Below are 17,708 nucleotides of genomic sequence, written 5' to 3'. Positions count from 1 at the left end.
AATAAATTTACTTTATATATTCTATATTTACTACATTGTTAATACCTTCTAACTCAATAACTAATTCACTTAACATTAATCTTTTATCATATTCTAGTAAGAAATTTATTTCCCATATTGCTTCTGATTTAGTTATTATTTGAAAGTTCCTTATAATTATTTCACTTGATTTAATTTTATTAACCATATTAGATATTGCATCTAAGCTTGTTATTGTAGCCTTCAACACAGTTTGACTTTTAGGCGATATGACTTTATCTATATTTTTTAATACATATAATGTTCCCATTACTAATATCCACGCTGAGATCCCAAGTACATATTGCCCATATCCTATGGCAATGCCAATACATGCTGTTGTCCATATCCCCGCTGCTGTTGTTAATCCCCTTATCCCATTAGAATTCTTTAATATAGCTCCTGCTCCTAAAAAACCTATTCCTGACAGTACCTGTGCTGGTAATCTTGCTGGATCCATTGTAGTAGTTCCACTATACTTAGTAAATAGTTCTAGAGCTATAATAGATGTAATACATGATCCAATAGATACTAAAATATGTGTCCTAAAACCAGCAAACTGATTTGACTTTTCTCTTTCATAACCTGTAAAACCGCCTACTAAAACTGCTAATAGGAGTTTTATGATGACTTCCTGATTTTTTAATATTATGTCTCCCATTTTATCCCCCTTAGAATCATATATTAATATTATATAAGTGTTATATATACTTATTAGTATAGTATATGTTTTTATTCTTCATTTGCAATTATGATTTATAATTCATCATTTATATTATCTTCATTTGATAAAATATTTATATTTGTTGGATATCCTATCTTAATATTATTTTTCTTAAATACAATTAAAACTTGTAATTTAGCTTCCCTCAATATGGCAAAATATTTTTCTGAAACAACAACACCTGTAATTGTATATTTTGCTCCTATAGATATTTTTTCTATATCTGTTATTCCATATACTTTAAACCCTAAATAACTAGATGGTCTTAATTTTACAAGATAGTCCTTATATTTTTCATTCATTATATTGCATACTTCTTGCAGAGATTCTAAAACTTTCATAGGATCTTCCTCATAAGAAACTCTAACATGAACAATAACTCTCATTACATCCTTACTATAGTTTCTTATACTATTAATATTACCATTTGATATGGTAATTCTTTTTAGATCCCAATCTCTGAGACTTACACTTCTTATACCAACTTCTTCTACACTTCCTTTAAACTCTTCGTTTATTAGAATAAAATCTCCTACATGAATTTGCTTTTCAAATAGAATGAAAAATCCATTAAAGATATCTTTTAATATACTTTGAGATGCTACCCCTGCTACAATCCCCACTATACTAGCTCCAGTAACTATGGATCCAAAGGCCGTTGCATCAACAATATCAAATTCTCTAAGGATTAATATTACGCTTAAACAAAACATTATATAGTATGACACAGAGCACAATACACTACAAAGAGTATCTTCGTATCTCTCATCAAACTTTGTGACTTTAAATAAACTTTTTAAGGAAAATTGTATAATTTTTAACAATATACAAGCGATTATTATGATAACTATACTACGAATTAATTTAGAAATAAACATCTAATCACCTTTAAATTATAATAAACTTAAAAATAAAATTTACTTTAATATTTATATTCTAGTATACTCATAATTCTTATTTAAAATCACAAAATATATACAAAAAAACCCACATTACTGTGGGTCACTTGCTTGTTTTATATATTCATTTATTAACATATCTATTTTTTTACTTGACTCAACTAGTTCATCCCTAAATATTTCAGGATATTCAATATATGTGTTTATTAATTCCCTTACTTCTTCAATTTCCTTCTTCAGCGCTTCTAATTCACTTTTACCCATAAAAACCACCACTATCAACATGTATTTTATTTAATTCTATCAAAAATTGTTATTATTTGTCAACAATTTCACGGAAAATTTTGTCAATTTTGGGTAACAATACTTTGATACTAATCCTACAAACATCCCTGTAACTAAAGATGCTATAAGCATAAATGGTAAATACCCTACCATATTAATATTTTGTACTATTATACTTGCTACTAATAATTGTCCTATATTATGCCCGATGGCTCCTATGATACTCACTCCTATAATAGAAAAACCTTTTACTTTGCTAGATAAATACATACCTATTAAACTTAGATATGCTCCTCCCACACTAAATAATAAGTATGAAAGAGGTCCAGCAAAAATAGAAGATAATATAATTCTAACAGTTAATATTATACAAGTCTCTTTTACCCCTAAAATCATCAATGATATAAGTGTTATTATATTTGATAAACCTAGTTTAGCTCCTGGAAAAATAGCTATTAATGGGTTCGGTATATAAGTTTCAATTATATATAATACTAAGCTATATGCAACCATTAAACCTAAAAATGTCATCTTTTTAGTTTTCATTAATTTTCATCTCCATTTTTTAACCTAATACTATAATACAATATATAGTTAAAAACCTCTATATTTTAAATTTTTTTATATGTCTTTTATGTGTGTTTTAAAAATATAATATTAAAATTATGATTATATTGACATATGAACAAAATATAGTTATAATTTAATTGATAATGAAACTCATTAGGAGGTGTTAATGATGACTGTTTACGACTTAAAAGTTGGCCAAAGCGGTACAATTAATAATATAAATGGTGATGAAAGATTAGCAAAAAGGCTTCTTGCTTTAGGATGTATTGCTAATACTGAAATAGAAATAAAGAAAATTGCTCCATTAGGAGATCCAATAATAGTAAACTTTAGAGGACTTAACTTAGCTTTAAGAAAATCTGATGCTAAAAGTATTTACTTAAAAGACAGCGAGGTGATTTAATTGATTAACGTAGCTTTATTTGGTAATCCTAACGTTGGTAAAACTACTGTTTTCAACTTGTTAACAGGTTCTAACCAATACGTGGGTAACTGGCCTGGGGTAACAATTGAAAAAAAGGAAGGCTATTTAGATGATAATATAAAAATAGTAGACTTACCTGGTATATATGCCATGGATACTTTCTCTAACGAGGAAAAAGTATCTAAGGATTTTTTAGAACAAGGAAATGTTGATGTAATAGTAAATGTGGTAGATGCTTCTAATCTTGACAGAAACTTATACCTTACTACTCAACTTATGAAATATAATAAACCAATAGTTATTTTACTTAATATGGTTGATTTAGCTGAGGCTAAAGGAATAAAACTAGATTATAACAAATTAGCTAAAAATCTTAACGTTACTATCCTTCCTATAGTAGCAAAGAAGAAAACTGGTTTAGAAAATATTAAATCTGTAATTGAAAATGCTTCAAAATCTAGAATCAATTACTCTGTAGATTTTGGAAATGAAACTGAAACTTATAAAAAAATAGAAGAAATTATATCTGATGCAACTATAGTTCCTTCAAGTAATAAAAAATCAATAAGTGATCATATAGATGATGTTGTTCTTAATCCTATACTTGCTTATCCAATCTTTGTAGGAATTTTACTTTTATTATTTAAGTTTACTTTTGATTGGGTAGGTGGTCCTTTACAAGAATGGCTAGGAGGAGCAATAGAAGCTTATGTAATGACTCCTGTTGATGGCATGTTAGCTAATTCAAGTTTATGGTTTAAATCACTTATAGTTGATGGTGTTCTTGGTGGTGTTGCTGGTACTTTACCTTTCTTCCCATTAATTTTCACTTTATTCTTAGGAATATCATTATTTGAAGATAGTGGATATATGTCAAGAGCAGCATTTTTAATGGATAAGATAATGTATAGAGTTGGCTTATCTGGTAAAGCATTCATACCTATGGTTATGGGTCTTGGGTGTTCATCTCCAGCAATAATGGCAACTAGAACTTTGGAAAGTGAAAAAGATAGAAAGATAACAGCATTAATTTCTCCACTTATGACTTGTGGTGCTAAATTACCTATATATGCTTTATTCGTATCAATCTTCTTCCCAAAACATAAAGCTATAGTTACTACATCTTTATATATATTAGGTGTAGTTGTAGCCATATTAGTTGCTTTAGTATTAAATAAAACGGTATATAAAACTCAAGCAGAGCCTTTTGTTCTTGAGCTACCAGAATATAGAGTTCCTACTTTATCAGCTTTATTAAAAAATACTTGGAGCAAATCTAAAGGATTTTTAATAAGAGTTATTACTGTAATGTTTGCCATGTCAGTAGTTATATGGTTCTTATCATCATTTAACTTACATGGATTTACTGAAAATATTAATGATAGTTTATTAGCTTTATTTGGTAAGTTACTTGCTCCATTGTTTGCTCCTTTAGGATTTACAGACTGGAGAATTTCAGTTTCTATACTTACAGGACTTGGTGCTAAAGAAATAGTTGTAAATACAATGTCAGTTTTATTTGGTAGTAATTTAGCTGAAGTTTTACCTACTGTATTCACTGGAGTTACAGCACTTTCATTCTTAGCATTCTCTGCATTATATACTCCATGTATAGCAGCTCTTGCAACTATGAGAAAAGAATACGGAAATAAAATGATGATGATATCTTTATCTTATCAATTTATACTAGCTTGGGTAGTTGCTTTATTAGTAAATGTGATCGGAAATCTTCTACTTGGAAATAATGCTTCTATAGAATATATTGTTGGCGGCGCTATCGTATTAGTAGCAGCATTTATCCTGTTTAGAATGTTTAAAAATAAATCAAATAATAAGAGTGGCTGTAGTGGTTGTTCTTCTTGTCCATCAAGTAGTTCATGCCATATAAAAGCTACAAATGAATAATAAATAAAAAAATTGCTATATTTTAATAGATATAGCAATTTTTTTATTATGTTAATTAAACTTATATCATATGTTAAATATCTATTTCTTTTACTGGTCTAGCTTCTATATAGCCTCTATATCCTTGTGGTTCCATTTGAAAACTTGGCACCTCATTTAAATCCCACTCATATCCATATAAAGTAGGATTATATTTATCTATTTCCCTTGATAAAAAATTTATTGCACTTTGAAAATTATCATTTTCAAATGGTTCTCCCTGAAAAACCATCATTTTACATGGAGGCAGTGTTATTATTTCAAATCCTTGTGGAACAATTCCTTTGTAATCCAAAGGAACATCAACACCTTGAACATAATTAGAAGTATTCTCTTTAATAAATTTATGCGGCAACCACATTCCTAAAGGTTCATTAATAGCTTCTTTTATGCTAGATAAAATCCCCCATACTTCCTCTCCTGTTTCTTCAAAGTACTCAAAATAATTTCCAGCTTTTTTGCCTCTTTTTAAAATACATTTTCTCCTTGGAAAATTAATAACTTGAGTAAAAAAATTATTGGATATTAATTTGCTATCAGTATTTAAGTTATTCTCATATATATACTGTTCTTTTATAGGATAAGAAGTAAATAAACTTATAGGTGGAGTATCTTTTTTATAGCTTTTAGGAGTTAAACCAAACTGCTTTTTAAAGGCCCTTGTAAATCCTTCGTGGGAATCAAACACAAAATCCAATGCCACATCCACAACTTTTTTATCCTGGTTTCGAAGCTCTATGGCTGCCTTTGATAATCTTTTTAATCTTATATATTCGAAAGGTGTTTTCCCTATATACTCTTTAAATAATTTAGCACAATACCAGGGGGAATAATTAGAGCATTTTGCTAGTTCATAAAGAGTTATATTTTTATTCAAATTATCATCTATAAAATCCTGCATCTGCTGAACAGCTATAACTTTTTCAAATTCTTTCAAATTACATACCACCTTTAATTTATTTGTATTAGCGAAGAAATCTCACTACTATAAGTTAGATTTAAGCTATTCATAGCTCTAGTACATGCCACGTATAATAAATTTCTATCAAAATCACAACTATAATTATGATTATTTACAAAAGGAAGTAATACTTCATCAAATTCCAAGCCTTTTGACATTTGAATAGTAGAAATAATTACCCCTTCTTTAAACTCTATGGAATCAAAATCTAATTTATTTATTTCATACTTTTCTTTAAAAATTTCATATAAATACTCAACTTCTTCTTTCTTTTTGCAGATTATTGCCAAAGTAGTAGATTTACTTTCATTAAATTTCTTAATTATTTTTTCTATTTCTTTTACTTCTTCTTTCACATTGTTACATTTTATTATTTCAGGATCTTCTCCATGCCTTTCTATAGGTTCAATATCAGTATCATATATTTTCTTTGCAAAATTAATTATCTCATACGTAGATCTATAACTTTTATTAATATGAACAATTTGGCTATCTTCAAATATATTTTTTAATGTATTCAATGTATTCGAGTTATGTTGGTTAATACACTGACCAAAATCACCCAATATAGTTTTTTTACACTTATATATTTTTTTAATAACTTCATATTGAATTGGTGTATAGTCTTGCATTTCATCTATAATCACATGCTGAATATAAATTATTTCCTTTGTTCCCTCCGTATAATGCTGTAAATAAATATATGGAAATACATCATAATATTCTAATTCTTTTTTATTCTTTAGAATTAAGCATTTATCTTTATTTATATATTTATAAAAATCCTCGTAAAGCTCCAAAGTTGTATTTAACTTGAACATATCTTTAATTTGCTTATATATTTCTTTTTTACTTATATCTATTATACTTTTAGTATCCATATTTATTTTTTCTATAATATCATCACTTATTTTTTCTAATCTTTTAAATATAGGATGTCGTTTATAAACATTATACTTTTCCAAAATGAAATCTTTATCAATTAATATATTTTTATAAACAATTTCTTTGGGAGAAAAATACTTACCATCCACATATTTAATATAATCATCTAATAAATCTACAAATTTACTAGTTGCTTTAAACTTCATTCTCTCAATGGTTAATTCATCATTATTTTCAACTACTTCATTATATTTTTCAAATTTAATATCCTTATTTAACTGCTCTCTTACTATATCTTCAAAGCTTAACTCGTTTATAGTCTCTTCACCAAGTTGTGGTAATACAGTTGATATATAATCGGAAAATACTTTATTAGGTTATATTATAGCTATGTTTTCTGCATGTAAGTAATCTCTATACTTATATAAAAAATATGCCACTCGATGTAATGCAATGGAAGTTTTTCCCGAACCTGCTACACCTTGAATTATCAAAGTATCCTTATTCTCATTTCTTATTATTTCATTTTGCTCTTTTTGAATTGTTGATACTATATTTTTCATTTTTTGATCAGATTCATAGCTTAATTCTCTTTGTAGTATTTCATCATTAATATTAAGTGAACTCTCTAAAACATATTCCATATTACTTTTACTTATTTTAAATTGTCTCTTCTTAGTTATTTCCCCGTAGATTTTTCCAGCCGGTGCTTCATAGTTAGCATTACCCAGTTCAAAATCATAATACATACTTGAAATTGGCGCTCTCCAGTCATAAATAATCATATTCCCATACTCATCTAAAAATGAATTTCTTCCTATATAAACCTTTTCACTTTCTTCCTCTCCTTCATATAAAAAATCTATTCTTGCAAAGTATGGTGATTCAATTAAGTTTTCTATTCTTCTTTTTTGCTCACATACAAAGTCTCCATTATTAACAATTTGATTAATAGAATTCTCGTTTGAAAATATCTCCATGGAATCCATATCATTTCTATTTTCATAAAGATACTTTTTTGATTCTTTAAATTCTTCAGCATAAAGCTTTACTTTTTTTTGTAAATTATTTAAATAATTTTTTAATTTTTGTAAAGTAAAATTAAGATATTCTTTTTCTTCTGGGTAATTAGATAACATAAAATATACCTCCTTTTCAGAAATATATTTTATACCCTATTGAATTTAGTTTCTTGATTTTTTTTGCCATAAATTTTTACTAATGAAAAAACGAACTTTACAAGTTCGCTTTTCAAATTAAAATATTCATTTATTTATAATGTATAATTAGCTTTTTATTAATACTGCTGAGCCATGCATATCACATAGCGGCACAATAAAAATATTATTCGCATTACAATATTCTTTTACAGCTTTTTTAACACCAGGAAATTGACTGCTGTTATAATCATGTACTATAATCATTCCACCTCTAACAAGCTTTGGATAAAATATTTTCAATCCTTCATAAGTAGGTTTATATAAGTCTGTATCTAAGCTAACAAAACAAAAACTTGGCAAATCTTCTTTTATACTTTCAGGAAAGTGTCCTTTTATAAACTCTGCTTGTTCTTTATATGGAAGCTTATTTTTTACCAACTCCACATTAGTGTCTGAGAAATCGCCTTCCTTAGCTCTTAAATATCCATGGCTTCTTTCTACCTCAAGATCTTCATCATAAAATCCTTCAAAGGTATCAAAGAGATATAGTTTTTTATTGGGAAATAGTTTATTTATTTCTGATGCAAATTTACCTTTATATACACCTAATTCAGCAACTTCTCCCTCTAACTTTTGCTCATTTATTTCTGATGCTATTAACCTTAATGACGCCAATCTTATATCAATATATTGTTTAAAATCATTAATATTAAATACTATTCCTTTATAGTCTAATAATTTTAATTGAAGTTGAATTTCTTCTGCTGCTTCTTTATTTAAAACTGCAATAACAATAATATCCGGCATAATTTTCACAGATTCTTTAGCCGAATAGATTCTTTTATTATCTTTATATTTTCCACACAAATTTGGATTATTATCTATAAATCCTAATAGTTCAAAATCTCCACTTATCCAGTTTGATATCATATTTCCAGCTTGACCTGACCCAAATATCATTATCTTATTCATAATACTCTCCCATTTTCATTTTTCTTTTTGTAAATATACATTGTTTATTTTATCTATTAATATTTAATTATTTAAATATATATTGTTTAACCAAGTATCAACTTTGTCTAATACTTCTTCTTTATTTCCTTTTAAAGGATCTTTAAAATCAATTTGTCCTTTAAAATTATTTTTTGGAATAGATTCTTTTATACTTTTATAAAACTTATCAGCTCCACCGCCTCCATGACAAGCAAATAAATATATATTTTTATCACATATACTTTCTTGATTCAAAAAAGTATTGTAAGGAGGTGCATAAGTACCAACCCATATAGGTGTTCCTATAAATATATTCTCATAATCGTCTATATTTATATCATATGATATAAGTTCTGGTTTTTCTTTAAATAATACACTTCTTCCTCCCCAAAAATATTTTTTAAACCCTGAATTATGATACTTTTTCTTTGGTTTTAATTCCAATATGTCTGCATTAATTTTTTTAGCAATAGTATGTGCTATTAATTTTGTATTACCTTCTAATGAATAAAAAACTACAAGATTTTTCATATATTTTTCATCTTCTTTCTTTTTTATTTATATATAAATAGTAATAATTTAATCTCAAAATCTCAATAGAAATTAAATTTATATATTATTAATTTTATTATGTATTAAATTAATTATAAAAATAGTGAGGATAATAATCCCCACTATTATTAGTTATATTTATTATTAAAAAGTTACGTTCAATTTTACTTCTTTACCATCTCTATTTACCACTAATGTTGTATTATCACCACTTTTATATTCATACAAACGTTTAGTTAAGTCAGACATACTTGTTAATTTTGTGTCCCCTAATTTAACTATTATATCATTTGCTTTAACCCCTGCTTTTTTAGCTGGAGAATTGTCTACTACTTCTCCAACAAATACACCTTCATCAGTAGCTACTTGTTGACCTTGAGACTGAGCATAAGCTGCATAAGTTGATGCATCGTATCCTTTTATACCAAGTGTTACTTTTTCATAACTTCCATCTTTAATTACTGATTGTATTATTTCTTTTGCTTGATTAATTGGAATAGCAAATCCTAAACTTTCACCTTCAGATGTTTTTGCCGTATTTATTCCTATAACTTGGCCACTTTCGTTTAATAATGGTCCACCACTATTACCAGCGTTTATACTTGCATCTGTTTGAATAAGTCCTGCCATAGTAGCTTGTTCAGTTTTTATAGTTCTATCTAGTCCACTTATTATACCTTGTGTAACTGTTCTTTGTAATTCTAATCCAAGTGGGTTACCTATAGCTATTGCTATATCACCTATTGAAACTTTATCACTATCTCCAAGCTCTGCTGGAGTAAGTCCAGTTTTATTTACTTTTACTACAGCTAAATCTAATTGTGAGTCATACCAAACCACATTACCATTAATAGTTGAACCATCATTGAATAGTACATTTACTTTTTTTGCTTCTCCATCAGAAATAACATGAGAATTTGTAAGAATGTATCCATTTGAATCTACTACTATACCTGTCCCCACACCTTCTGATTCAGTTGGAATAGAAAACATATTATCTGAACTCATAACAGTTGTAGTAATCCCTACTACAGATGGCATTGCCTTTTCTGTTACTGCCTGATATACATTTGTACTTTTTCCATTACTATTTATACTTATACTTTGTGATGAAGATGTTCCAGGTGATGTGCTTAAATTATTTTTCAATAATACTACTGTTAAAAACGAACTAAGCACTGAGCATATTACAGCTACAACTACTACTAATCCTATCCCTTTTTTTCTTGACATTTTTTCTCCTCCTAACAAAATAAATTTCTTATTACTTTATTTATATTATTAATTTTTATAATCTTTTGTAAAAAAAAGAAATCACCAAATTCGATATAAATCTCTTATGATGATTTCATTATAATATTTTATTCTTAATTAAACCTTAATTTCTAAAGTCTTTTTTCTAATTCTTCTTTTTCTTTTTCAAACCCTGGTTTACCTAATAAAGCAAACATATTCTTCTTATATGCTTCAACACCTGGTTGATTAAATGGATTTACTCCTAATAGATATCCACTTATTCCACAAGCTTTTTCAAAGAAGTATACTAAGTATCCAAAGTTATACTCATTTAATGTTGGTATATCTATTATTAAATTCGGAACTTGACCATCAGTATGAGCAAGTAAAGTCCCTTGGAATGCTTTTTCATTTACAAAATCCATAGTTTTTTCACTTAAATAGTTAAGCCCATCTAAGTCTTTTTCTTCTGATTTTAATTCAACTACTTTTCTTGGTTTCTCCACATTTAAAATTGTTTCAAATAATATTCTCTTACCATCTTGAACGTATTGTCCCATTGAGTGTAAGTCAGTTGAAAAATCTACTGAAGCTGGGAATATACCCTTTTGATCTTTTCCTTCGCTTTCTCCGTATAATTGTTTCCACCATTCACTTACAAAATGTAAATTTGGTTCATAGTTTACTAGTAATTCTATATCTTTACCTTTTCTATGTAAGATATTTCTTACAGCTGCATATTGGTAACAATCATTTTCTTCTAAGCTAGATGTAGAATATTTTATACGAGCATCGTTAGCTCCTTGCATCATTTCATCTATATCAAATCCTGCTGCAGCTATTGGTAATAATCCAACTGGTGTTAATACAGAGAATCTTCCTCCAACATCATCTGGTATTACAAAAGTTTCATATCCTTCTTCATCAGATACTTGTTTTAATGCACCTTTTTTAGCATCTGTAGTTGCATATATTCTTTTTGCTGCTTCTTCTTTTCCATATTTATTTTCTAAGAAATCTTTTAAAACTCTAAAAGCTATAGCTGGCTCAGTAGTAGTTCCTGATTTAGATATAACGTTTAATGATACATCCTTATCCTTTATTATTTCAATTAAATCCATTAAATACGTTGAACTTATATTGTTTCCTGCAAAATATACTTCTGGAGCTTTTCTATCCTCTTTACTTAAGCTATTTCTGAATGAGTGACCTAAGCATTCTATTGCAGCTCTAGCTCCTAAATATGAACCACCAATTCCTATTACTACTAGTACATCTGAATCCGATTGTATCTTTTGAGCTGCTTTTTTTATTCTTGCAAACTCTTCTTTATCATAATTGTTAGGAAGGTCTATCCAACCTAAAAAATCTTTTCCTGGACCAGTTTTTTCATGAAGCATTTCATGTGCAACATCAACATAAGGTTGTAATGTATCAACTTCTTCCTTAGCAAAAAAATCTAAGGCTTTACTATAATTAAATTTAATTTTGTTCATAATTCTACTCCCTTTTTTATAATATTTATACCATAAAATTATATCATAAAACTAATTTGCCTTCTTGTTAAAAAATTGTTTAGTTTATATTATTTTTTTATTATATTAATTATCTGCATTTTTATAAAAAATATAAAAAGCTTTAGAAATAAATATTATTTCTAAAGCTTTTTATTTTATCTATCTTTCATTTACACTTTGCGCTATAACTTGTTGTGCTATATTAACAGCGTGATCTGAAACTCTTTCTAAATTAGCTATTACTTCTAAATAAATAATACCATTGTCTATGCTACACATATTATTATTTAATCTTCTCATATGATTTATCCTACATGATTTTTCCATAATATCTACTTGTTCTTCCATCTTGATTACTTTACAAGCAAGATCCACATCTGATGTTCTCATAGATTCTAATGCATAAGTATATGTTGATAAGACTTTGTTGTACATATCATTTAACTCGTTTCTTGCATGATCTGAGAATGTAACATCATTAGCTATACTATTTTGAGCTAATTCTGCTATATTTTCAGCGTGATCTCCTATTCTTTCTATATCATTAACTGTATTAAATAATGAATCTATAACTTCTCTGGATTCTTCATTTAAAGGAGCTTTTGATAATTTAAGCAAGTAATTTAGTATCATTTTTTGTAATTCATTTATTCTTTTTTCTTTTCTAAAAGTGCTAGATATATCTTTTTCTGATTTTTCCAATACACTTCTCATGGCACAATTTAAACTTTGCTTAGACTTTTCACCCATTCTTAATGTTTCTTTTTCAACATTCACTAATGCTATTGAAGGTGTTTCAATCATTCTATCATCTATAAATTTAACAACTTTTACATCATCATCTTCCGTATTATTATCTGGTATTAACCTAGTAGCTAATTTTATTATAAATTTGTTAAATGGTAATAAAATTAGTGTTGATGCTATATTAAATATTGTATGAACATTGGCAATTTGTCTTGCAACATTATTGGGATCCATATAATTTACTGCAATAACAACTAATTTATTTAAGAATAATAAGAATATTACTGTCCCAAGTATATTGAATATTAAATGTATAAGAGCTGCTCTTTTTGCACTTATGCTTGCACCTATACTTGATAATAAAGATGTCACACAAGTACCTATATTTTGACCATATAATATTGGCAATGCACTGTTAAGTGGTATTAACCCTTGGGATGCTAAAACAACTAACATACCCATTGAAGCACTTGAACTTTGTATTATGGCTGTTATTCCAAATCCTAATAATAATCCTAAGATTGGATATTTACCAAAAGTAAGTAACACGTTAGTAAATCCTGCATACTCTGATAATGGCTTAACTGCTTCTTTCATAAAGTCCATACCTGTAAATAGAATACCAAATCCTATTAAAACTTCTGCTATATGCTTAGTTTTTGGTTTTCCGCCAAATAAATAAAGAATTATACCTATTCCTAAAGCTACAGGAGCTAGTCCATTCATATCTATAGACACTAATTGTGCTGTAACTGTTGTACCTATATTGGCCCCCATAATTACTCCTACTGCTTGTGGCAATGTCATTATACCAGCATTGACAAAACCAACTACCATTACCGTAGTGGCACTTGATGACTGGATTACAGCTGTTACTAATGTTCCTATAAGAACTCCCATAAATATATTACTAGTTAGAAGTTCTATAATCTTTTTAAGCTTACTTCCAGCTGCTTTTTCTAGGGCTTCTCCCATAAGATTCATTCCAAATAGGAATAGTCCTAATCCACCCATAATACCTATGATTATTTCCAAATTGTATTCCTCCTTAGTTACATTCGTTCATTGATTATTATATTTTGCTTTTAATCCTAAAAAATTTTTTACTATTATGTATTTATGATTTAATGCATAAACATTATATCATAAATTTTTGTTAATTTTTTTTATCAATTCCCCCTTTATTGTTAAAATTATTTAACAATAGGGCAATACTTTCCAATTATTTTCTCTGCACATTTTATACCATCCACAGCAGCTGTAACTATTCCTCCCGCATAACCTGCACCCTCACCACAAGGATATAGATTTTTAGTACTTACTGATTGTAATGTTTCTTCGTCTCTAACTATTCTAACTGGAGCTGATGATCTTGTTTCCACACCTGTTAATACTGCATCATGCATGGCAAATCCATTTAGTTTTTTATCAAGAGATAATAAAGCTTCTTTCATAGTTGATGCTACAAATTCTGGCAGGCATTCTCTTAAATCAGTACCTGTTACACCTGGTTTATATGAAGGTTCAACCTTACCTATATCTGTCGTTATCTTATCATTTAAGAAATCTCCAACTAGCTGCATTGGTGCATTATAATTATTTCCCCCTAATTCATAGGCAAGTTTTTCATATTTTCTTTGGAATTCAATCCCTGCCAAAGGATGAGTACTTCCAAAGTCTTCTGGTGTAACATTAACTAAGAAGGCACTATTTGCATTTACCTTATCTCTAGCATGTTCACTCATACCATTTGTTACTACTTCAAATTCATTTGATGCAGAGGCTATTACAGTCCCTCCTGGACACATACAGAATGAATATGCAGTTCTTCCATTGGATGTATGCTCAATTAATCTATAATCTGCCGCTCCAAGTCTTGGATGGTCATAGAATTCTTTATATTGAGATTTATTTATTAATACTTGTGGATGTTCTATTCTTGCTCCAATAGCAAATGGTTTTTGGATTATTTTCACACCTTTACTATATAACATTTCGTAAGAATCCCTTGCACTATGACCTACAGCAAAAATTACATGGTCACATTCTATTCTTTCTTCGTTATTTACTATTACAGCTTTTATACTATCATTTTCTACTTCTATATCTGTAACTTGACTATTAAATCTTACTTCTCCACCTAATTTTTTTATTTCTTCTCTTATATTTTTTACCACATTTTTAAGTATGTCAGTTCCCACATGAGGTTTATGAGAATACAATATCTCATCAGGTGAACCAAAGTTTACAAGTTCTTCTAAAACCTTTCTACATCTTATGTCTTTTATTCTCGTTGTAAGTTTACCATCTGAGAATGTACCAGCTCCACCTTCTCCAAATTGTACATTTGAATTATTTTTAAAAATTCTATTATTCCAGAAGTTATTAATGTCTTTTGTTCTCTCATCCACGTCTAATCCTCTTTCAATTAATAGTGGATTATATCCTCTTTGTGCTAAAAGTAAAGATGCAAATAAACCTGCTGGACCACTTCCCACAACAACTGGTCTATGATTCATTTTATTGCTTCCATGTTTAATATCTATATAACTAGGTTGCTTTACTTCAACTACATCTTTTGGAGCGTTTTTTAATAGTTTTTGTTCATTCTTAAGTTCTACATCTACAGTGTACACAAAGTCTATTTTTCCCTTTTTTCTTGCATCTATAGATTCCTTAAATATATGATATTTTATCAACTCATTTTCTTTTATTTTTAATTTATTCAGTACTAACTTTAGTATTTTTGATTTATCATCATTAATACTAATTTTTATATTCGATACTCTTAACATTTTTTTCTCCTTATTATAATTAATTGTTTATTTTATCTTATTTATTATGTTTACCACTAAAAAAATAATCTTACTATCATTACTCAAAAAAAATCAAAAGCTAGGAGTTTTCCAATGCCTTTGATTTTTTAAAATTATTATTTATTTTTAGCTATTAAATACTATTAGTCTCTTTTAGTAATAAGACCTCTTATAACTTTCATATTATTAAATACCTTTTCTAAGAAATCTTCAGCTTCGTCATTATCTAATAATGTTATTTCCAGTTGATCTCCCGCTGGTATATTTTTAATTTCACAGTATTTCTTTGCTGTATCTAATAATTCATCTTTCTTTTCTGAAGATAAATCAAAGTCTTTATAGTCAATTATTATGTATTGTTTTACTTTTTGTTCTTTACCTTCATTGTATCCTATTTCTATATGATAAATTACAGCATATAAGTTGCTAGGACTTTCCTCACCATTATATACAGGCACTGCTGGATTTGATTTTATATAGTTAGTTGATACTGCAATTCCATTTCCTAAACTAAGACTCATATTTTTACCTCTTTCTCTATTATATATGTATTATTTTATCACCTTTTACATATATTAAAACCTTTTTTTATAACTTTTTACATTTTAAATACAAAAAATACTATTAAATGTAAAATTTAATAGTATTTTCTTATTAATCTAATTAATTTTTAATAGTAATAAATTTTATGATGCTTTTAACTCTTTATATCTTTTGCCTAAAGTACGAGGACTTATTTCATATTTTTCAGATACTTGGGCTTGAGTTATAATTTCTCCTGCATCCTTTTTAATATAATATTCTATGGCAGCCGCCCATCCGTTTTCGCTACCTTTTATAGATTTATTAGATTTAATAAATTGTTTCCACAAATCTAATCCTTTTTGTAGATATTTCTCTTCCATGTTATTTCTTAATGCATCATATATACTTGCATCTGAATTATTGTTCTCTTTAGTTTGTATTTCATTTTCAGCTTGGGTATTTAATGAATTTAAAATGTACGATTTATCATTTAATAATATTTGTTGTCCAAATTTATAAATTAATTCACTATTATAAATTACAAATTCCTTTATACTCTTTGATTTTTTGCTGTTAGACTTATATAACTGCTTAATATTATCAATTATTATTTGCAAGTTTTTATCTGATACTTCTATACATTCATCAACCAATATATTCATTCCTTGAACATTTACCGTTCTTCCTATTATACTTTCACCAATTCTTAATTTTTTGAATGCATCAACATCTTCTACTACTATTTTATTATCATTAAAATAGTCTCTAATTATTGATTTTGTATTTCCTATATCTTCAATTTTAAATATGCTTATATTAGCTTTAAGCATTGATGATAATAAATTTCTTTGGTTTTTAGTTAAAGTTAGTTTATTATCATCTATAAACATTTTAGTTATGGTGTTTCCCTTATTGTTTCTATAATCATACATGAAATATGTATTATATAGCTTGTCTATTGTAGAGTTACCTTCTTGTGAAATATGGAATTTCTTCGCACACTCTTCCCTATCATCGTAAAAACTTGATGTCTTAGAATATTCATATATTTTATTTTCCATATTTTTATACAAACCTTTTGCATATAATATTTTGTTTCTTGTAAACTCTATTAACTGATTTTTTTGTAAGCAACATTTTTTATACTTTTTTCCACTACCACAAGGACATAGTTCATTTCTACCTATCAAGTTATCTCCACTCCTTTACTATTTTTAAGCACGGCTATATATACTTGATCCTATATTAGAATTTATCATTCATTTATATTGTTAATTTTTATTGTAAATTTGCTTTTTATAGTTCCATATAACCTTTTAAACTTCCATACTTTAATAATAATTTTCTAGAAATTAGGCTATTATCCTTTTAAATTTATTAACAATCGTACTACCATTTTCATTGTAAAATTCCATAAAACTCCAATTGATAAATTATTACCTTATCATATTC

At 27.5% G+C, this 17,708-nt stretch carries 17 protein-coding genes; 2 read left to right on the top strand and 15 right to left on the bottom strand.

Features of this window, described 5'->3' with window-relative positions:
• Positions 1-7: 7 nt before the first annotated feature.
• The 4 genes from TVTCOM_RS01880 to TVTCOM_RS01865 all read right to left on the bottom strand — a co-directional run bounded on the left by TVTCOM_RS01880 (position 8) and on the right by TVTCOM_RS01865 (position 2,472).
• A complete protein-coding gene (locus tag TVTCOM_RS01880; RefSeq protein WP_434798160.1) occupies positions 8-679 on the bottom strand; it encodes an MgtC/SapB family protein in 672 nt (223 codons plus the stop codon).
• Between the two features lie 95 nt (positions 680-774).
• A complete protein-coding gene (locus tag TVTCOM_RS01875; protein ID WP_434798159.1) occupies positions 775-1,455 on the bottom strand; it encodes a mechanosensitive ion channel family protein in 681 nt (226 codons plus the stop codon).
• A gap of 279 nt (positions 1,456-1,734) precedes the next feature.
• Positions 1,735-1,905 (bottom strand): aspartyl-phosphate phosphatase Spo0E family protein, encoded by a 171-nt coding sequence (locus tag TVTCOM_RS01870; RefSeq protein WP_434798158.1) that lies wholly within the window; start codon positions 1,903-1,905, stop codon positions 1,735-1,737.
• A 39-nt stretch (positions 1,906-1,944) separates the two neighbouring features.
• A complete protein-coding gene (locus TVTCOM_RS01865; protein ID WP_434798157.1) occupies positions 1,945-2,472 on the bottom strand; it encodes a Gx transporter family protein in 528 nt (175 codons plus the stop codon).
• A 193-nt stretch (positions 2,473-2,665) separates the two neighbouring features.
• Here TVTCOM_RS01865 and TVTCOM_RS01860 point away from each other — a divergent pair, with 193 nt between their 5' ends.
• Positions 2,666-2,899, top strand: coding sequence for a FeoA family protein (locus TVTCOM_RS01860; protein WP_434799706.1), 234 nt, complete (start codon positions 2,666-2,668; stop codon positions 2,897-2,899).
• Entirely contained in the window at positions 2,900-4,825 is a 1,926-nt protein-coding gene (gene feoB, locus TVTCOM_RS01855; RefSeq protein ID WP_434798156.1) for a ferrous iron transport protein B, read from the top strand.
• 73 nt (positions 4,826-4,898) lie between these two features.
• Here the strand turns inward: feoB and TVTCOM_RS01850 are convergent, their stop codons facing one another.
• From TVTCOM_RS01850 to TVTCOM_RS01800, 11 genes are all read right to left on the bottom strand, one after another.
• Complete coding sequence (locus TVTCOM_RS01850) at positions 4,899-5,801, bottom strand: helix-turn-helix transcriptional regulator (protein WP_434798155.1); 903 nt, start codon at positions 5,799-5,801, stop codon at positions 4,899-4,901.
• Positions 5,802-5,815: 14 nt separating this feature from the next.
• Positions 5,816-6,916, bottom strand: coding sequence for a 3'-5' exonuclease (locus TVTCOM_RS01845; RefSeq protein WP_434798154.1), 1,101 nt, complete (start codon positions 6,914-6,916; stop codon positions 5,816-5,818).
• 171 nt (positions 6,917-7,087) lie between these two features.
• Positions 7,088-7,849, bottom strand: a complete 762-nt coding sequence (locus TVTCOM_RS01840) for a hypothetical protein (protein WP_434798153.1) — start codon at positions 7,847-7,849, stop codon at positions 7,088-7,090.
• 147 nt (positions 7,850-7,996) lie between these two features.
• On the bottom strand, positions 7,997-8,842 hold the full coding sequence (locus tag TVTCOM_RS01835) for a TylF/MycF/NovP-related O-methyltransferase (protein WP_434798152.1): 846 nt from the start codon (positions 8,840-8,842) through the stop codon (positions 7,997-7,999).
• Positions 8,843-8,905: 63 nt separating this feature from the next.
• Positions 8,906-9,394, bottom strand: coding sequence for a flavodoxin family protein (locus tag TVTCOM_RS01830; RefSeq protein WP_434798151.1), 489 nt, complete (start codon positions 9,392-9,394; stop codon positions 8,906-8,908).
• 165 nt (positions 9,395-9,559) lie between these two features.
• Complete coding sequence (gene htrA, locus TVTCOM_RS01825) at positions 9,560-10,648, bottom strand: serine protease HtrA (protein ID WP_434798150.1); 1,089 nt, start codon at positions 10,646-10,648, stop codon at positions 9,560-9,562.
• Between the two features lie 152 nt (positions 10,649-10,800).
• Positions 10,801-12,147: a glucose-6-phosphate isomerase gene (locus TVTCOM_RS01820; protein ID WP_434798149.1), complete on the bottom strand. Its 1,347-nt coding sequence runs from the start codon at positions 12,145-12,147 to the stop codon at positions 10,801-10,803.
• Between the two features lie 180 nt (positions 12,148-12,327).
• Positions 12,328-13,950, bottom strand: coding sequence for a Na/Pi cotransporter family protein (locus TVTCOM_RS01815; protein WP_434798148.1), 1,623 nt, complete (start codon positions 13,948-13,950; stop codon positions 12,328-12,330).
• A 158-nt stretch (positions 13,951-14,108) separates the two neighbouring features.
• Positions 14,109-15,710, bottom strand: a complete 1,602-nt coding sequence (locus TVTCOM_RS01810) for an NAD(P)/FAD-dependent oxidoreductase (protein WP_434798147.1) — start codon at positions 15,708-15,710, stop codon at positions 14,109-14,111.
• Positions 15,711-15,874: 164 nt separating this feature from the next.
• Entirely contained in the window at positions 15,875-16,252 is a 378-nt protein-coding gene (locus TVTCOM_RS01805; RefSeq protein WP_434798146.1) for a hypothetical protein, read from the bottom strand.
• Positions 16,253-16,417: 165 nt separating this feature from the next.
• Positions 16,418-17,446, bottom strand: coding sequence for an SEC-C metal-binding domain-containing protein (locus TVTCOM_RS01800; RefSeq protein ID WP_434798145.1), 1,029 nt, complete (start codon positions 17,444-17,446; stop codon positions 16,418-16,420).
• Between the last annotated feature and the right edge of the window lie 262 nt (positions 17,447-17,708).

The sequence above is a fragment of the Terrisporobacter vanillatitrophus genome, assembly GCF_051148895.1.
Lineage (GTDB): Bacteria > Bacillota > Clostridia > Peptostreptococcales > Peptostreptococcaceae > Terrisporobacter > Terrisporobacter vanillatitrophus.
This window is presented reverse-complemented; position numbering and strand designations above follow the sequence as displayed.

Bases quoted from the DNA above. Each gene is read 5' to 3' on its own strand.
- TVTCOM_RS01880 (WP_434798160.1), bottom strand. From the start codon at position 679: ATGGGAGACATAATATTAAAAAATCAGGAAGTCATCATAAAACTCCTA.
- TVTCOM_RS01875 (WP_434798159.1), bottom strand. From the start codon at position 1,455: ATGTTTTGTTTAAGCGTAATATTAATCCTTAGAGAATTTGATATTGTT.
- TVTCOM_RS01870 (WP_434798158.1), bottom strand. From the start codon at position 1,905: ATGGGTAAAAGTGAATTAGAAGCGCTGAAGAAGGAAATTGAAGAAGTA.
- TVTCOM_RS01865 (WP_434798157.1), bottom strand. From the start codon at position 2,472: ATGAAAACTAAAAAGATGACATTTTTAGGTTTAATGGTTGCATATAGC.
- TVTCOM_RS01860 (WP_434799706.1), top strand. From the start codon at position 2,666: ATGACTGTTTACGACTTAAAAGTTGGCCAAAGCGGTACAATTAATAAT.
- TVTCOM_RS01845 (WP_434798154.1), bottom strand. From the start codon at position 6,916: ATGAAGTTTAAAGCAACTAGTAAATTTGTAGATTTATTAGATGATTAT.
- TVTCOM_RS01840 (WP_434798153.1), bottom strand. From the start codon at position 7,849: ATGTTATCTAATTACCCAGAAGAAAAAGAATATCTTAATTTTACTTTA.
- TVTCOM_RS01835 (WP_434798152.1), bottom strand. From the start codon at position 8,842: ATGAATAAGATAATGATATTTGGGTCAGGTCAAGCTGGAAATATGATA.
- TVTCOM_RS01830 (WP_434798151.1), bottom strand. From the start codon at position 9,394: ATGAAAAATCTTGTAGTTTTTTATTCATTAGAAGGTAATACAAAATTA.
- htrA (WP_434798150.1), bottom strand. From the start codon at position 10,648: ATGTCAAGAAAAAAAGGGATAGGATTAGTAGTAGTTGTAGCTGTAATA.
- TVTCOM_RS01820 (WP_434798149.1), bottom strand. From the start codon at position 12,147: ATGAACAAAATTAAATTTAATTATAGTAAAGCCTTAGATTTTTTTGCT.
- TVTCOM_RS01810 (WP_434798147.1), bottom strand. From the start codon at position 15,710: ATGTTAAGAGTATCGAATATAAAAATTAGTATTAATGATGATAAATCA.
- TVTCOM_RS01805 (WP_434798146.1), bottom strand. From the start codon at position 16,252: ATGAGTCTTAGTTTAGGAAATGGAATTGCAGTATCAACTAACTATATA.